Source organism: Sporosarcina beigongshangi, assembly GCF_033485195.1.
Classification (GTDB): Bacteria; Bacillota; Bacilli; order Bacillales_A; family Planococcaceae; genus Sporosarcina; species Sporosarcina beigongshangi.
The window spans coordinates 1-3,269 of record NZ_JAWLIR010000075.1 but is presented as its reverse complement, the minus strand read 5'-3'; the positions used below and the strand labels follow the sequence as shown (position 1 = coordinate 3,269).

Below are 3,269 nucleotides of genomic sequence, written 5' to 3'. Positions count from 1 at the left end.
CTGGTCGACGGAAGACGTCCCTCTTAAATATGATAATCGTACATAATTATATCATAAACGAGAACCCCGAAAAAGGGGTTTTTTGTTCAATGTGCAGAACGAGTGCCATGTCCCTGCTGTAATAGTGGTGACTTTGATGTAATTGGATCGCGTGAACGTAAGGTACGCAAGGATACCGGGCAGATTGAGCGTTATATTATCAGGAGGTTGCGGTGTCTGACATGCCGAAAAATCCATCATGAACTTCCTGACTTTATAATTCCCTATAAAAGATATGCTGCTGGAATAATCGAAGAAGGCATCCACCCATTAGAACCTTTGGTTCTTCCTGTTGATGAATCAACCTTGTATCGATGGAGGAGCTGGTTCAATAAACTGGTTGAATACTGGCTTGCCGTCTGTCAATCTCTCCTTATCCAATATACCGTAATGCCTCCGGTGAATGAAATGTCCTCCCATTCACTGCCTGTACATAAACGAATTGGACAATGGTTTGGTGAAGGACCTGGATGGCTGGCGAAAATTGTCCATCCTGTCGCCAACAACCATTTTTGGATACATACCCGTTCTGCCTGTCTGTCCGATTCTGAATGAATTACACTTCAAGAGAAATGAAAGGAGTGGTTCATTTATGAATAGACGGAAAATGGAAGAGAAAGCTACCAATCGATATCAGTTGATTGCCCCACTGCTTCAGGAGGGGCTTGATCCACAAAAAGCTAAACAGCTGCGAGTCACAATCAGTAAGGAATCCGGGTTGTCCGAGCGGACACTTAGAAGGTATATCGCTCAATTCCGCGAAGAAGGTTTTGAAGGATTGAAGCAAAAGCAGTATCGAACGACCAAAGGAGATACTCAAGATCTTATTCTCGATCACGCCATCCTACTTCGTAGAGAAGTACCGAGCCGAAGCATCTCTACTATCATTCAAATCTTAGAATGGGAAGGGATTGTGAAGAAGGATACTTTAAAACGCTCCACTCTTCAAGAGAAACTTGCAAAACGTGGGTATAGTTCGAGACAGATGAGAATGTATCATGAAACCTCGGGTGCTGTACGCCGATTTCAAAGAAAACACCGAAATCAGCTGTGGCATTCGGATATCAAATATGGTCCCTATCTACCGATTGGTCCCGACGGGAAGAAAAAACAAGTCTATATGGTGGCACTTCTGGATGATGCAACACGGATGCCACTCCATGTATCCTTTTATCCGATGCTTGACGCACGTTGCGTGGAAGAAGCCTTCCGAGAAGCAATCCGGAAACATGGTGTGCCTGAAAGTGTCTATTTTGATAACGGTAAGCAATATCGGAATAAATGGATGACGCGCACATGTGCGAAACTAGGGATTAGACTACTTTATGCGCGACCTTACTCGCCAGAGTCTACTGGAAAAGTTGAAAGGTTTAATAGAACTTTTAATTCCTTTTTAGAAGAAGCAAGGTTGGAAGATTACAAGACGCTTGATAAGTTAAACAGTCTCTTGGAGGTATGGATCTCAGAGTGCTATTTACATAAAGGGCACAGTGCACTGAAAGACCAAATGAGCCCCTTTGCAGCCTTTCGAAGTGACACACAACCAATTCGAATGATTTCTGCTGAAGAGCTGGCAACTGCTTTTCTTCATGCCGAAACAAGGAAAGTCGATAAATCCGGATGTATTAGCTTTCAAGATAAGAAATATGAGGTTGGCATTAATTTTGTGGGCTGTCGTGTGGAAATTACCTATGATCCGTTGGATCTTACCGAACTCACCGTCGATTTAGAAGGTTACCCTTCATGGAAAGCTAAGGAACTGGTCATCGGTGAACGAGCCGGAAAACGTCCATCCCTGCCGGAGCATATGACGAAAGCGCCTGCTACTTCATCCCGTCTTCTCAAAGCAGCTAAAGGTCAAGCAGACAAGAGGAAGTCCATGGCTGTAACGCCAGCCGTCTCCTACCGTAATCTCGGAAAAAGAGGTGAATCCCATGTTTGAGCAATTTTATGAGATGAAAATGACACCTTTCTCCCGTGATATTCCCACTTGCGAACTATATGAATCAACAGGTCTGGAAGAAATCATTGGCCGATTAAATTATGCCGCAGATCGCCAATTATTTGCGGTAATGACTGGTGATTGCGGACTAGGAAAGACGACGGCAATCCGAAGATTTGCGGATCAACTCGATTCAACCCGTTATAAGCTACTTTACCTATCCGATTCGAAATTAACTCCTAGACACTTCTATAAGGGAATGTTAGAACAGCTGGGATTAGAATCCAAGTTCTATCGTGGCGACGCAAAGCGGCAGCTACATAGGGAAATCGAATTAATGAAAGGTATTCATGGACTGATACCTGTCGTGGTGGTCGATGAAGCACATCTGTTGGATCGAGAGATGTTGGAAGAAGTCCGTTTCCTTCTTAACTTTAGAATGGACGCGCAAAGCCCGATGGCTTTGATCATGGTAGGGCAAAGTGAACTATGGGATCGACTGCAGCTACAATCGTTCTCAGCGATTCGGCAGCGAATTGATATACAATGTAAGCTTGGTCATCTGGAACGTGCAGAAGTGTCCCAGTACATGGAGCGACACCTGAGTTATGCAGGGGTGGAAAGGGATATATTCTCAGAGGCAGCCATTGATGAAATTCATCAATATACTAGTGGAGCATCAAGACTAATCAATAAGCTTGCGACACATTGCCTATTATTCGGATCACAAAATGGTTATCGCATCATCGATGATCGAATGGTAAAGAATGTGATTGAGGGAGAACTCGCATAAGTTCTTCTTTCTTTAAAACTGATTTAAGACAGGCGTAAATAGCGGATGGGATTTTAGTTGATAGTGGAGTCTCTTTGAGAGAACGTCATGGATTGGGGGGGATCAAGTGATCCCAACAGAAATTGAAAATCGAATAGCTAAACACTTTTTTCATATGTATTTGCCTGAAAAGGTTATGACAGAAATCGAAAACAGATTATTATCCGCTTGTATTTGGGAGGAGGAAGAGCATTTAAACCATGATAATCTCGTTCGCTGGGCAATTGAGATTATCGATAAGCAGTTAGAGGATAAAGGTTTTAAATAATAAAGCAGCCATTAGAATGAATTCTGTTCTAATGGCTGTTAACCTATTCGCATTTATTAACATAGCAGTGACTCTTATTCTTCATTTACTGGTCCTAATGTCCGCAATACCCAGTGTGGACATAAAAAGCGGCAATTTAAGGACAAAAGATCAAGTCAATTTCTGGACGATTTCTTATGTCATTAACA

Annotated in this window: 4 protein-coding genes; all 4 read left to right on the top strand. The window is 42.8% G+C overall.

Features of this window, described 5'->3' with window-relative positions; all coding sequences use genetic code 11:
- Window positions 1-102 precede the first annotated feature (102 nt).
- The 4 genes from R2B77_RS18010 (at window position 103) to R2B77_RS17740 (ending at window position 3,081) form a co-directional block, all read left to right on the top strand.
- Window positions 103-594, top strand: coding sequence for a DUF6431 domain-containing protein (locus R2B77_RS18010; RefSeq protein ID WP_404830765.1), 492 nt, complete (start codon window positions 103-105; stop codon window positions 592-594).
- A 37-nt stretch (window positions 595-631) separates the two neighbouring features.
- Window positions 632-1,981 (top strand): DDE-type integrase/transposase/recombinase, encoded by a 1,350-nt coding sequence (locus R2B77_RS17750; protein ID WP_322555775.1) that lies wholly within the window; start codon window positions 632-634, stop codon window positions 1,979-1,981.
- Entirely contained in the window at window positions 1,974-2,774 is an 801-nt protein-coding gene (locus tag R2B77_RS17745; protein WP_203249342.1) for an ExeA family protein, read from the top strand. Before R2B77_RS17750 ends, R2B77_RS17745 begins: the two co-directional genes overlap by 8 nt.
- Before the next feature lie 106 nt (window positions 2,775-2,880).
- The gene (locus R2B77_RS17740) at window positions 2,881-3,081 is read left to right on the top strand and encodes a hypothetical protein (RefSeq protein ID WP_203249343.1); all 201 of its coding nucleotides are present in this window, start codon (window positions 2,881-2,883) and stop codon (window positions 3,079-3,081) included.
- Window positions 3,082-3,269: the final 188 nt, after the last annotated feature.

Coding starts and splice junctions, on each gene's coding strand:
- R2B77_RS17745 (WP_203249342.1), top strand. CDS start 1,974: ATGTTTGAGCAATTTTATGAGATGAAAATGACACCTTTCTCCCGTGAT.
- R2B77_RS17750 (WP_322555775.1), top strand. CDS start 632: ATGAATAGACGGAAAATGGAAGAGAAAGCTACCAATCGATATCAGTTG.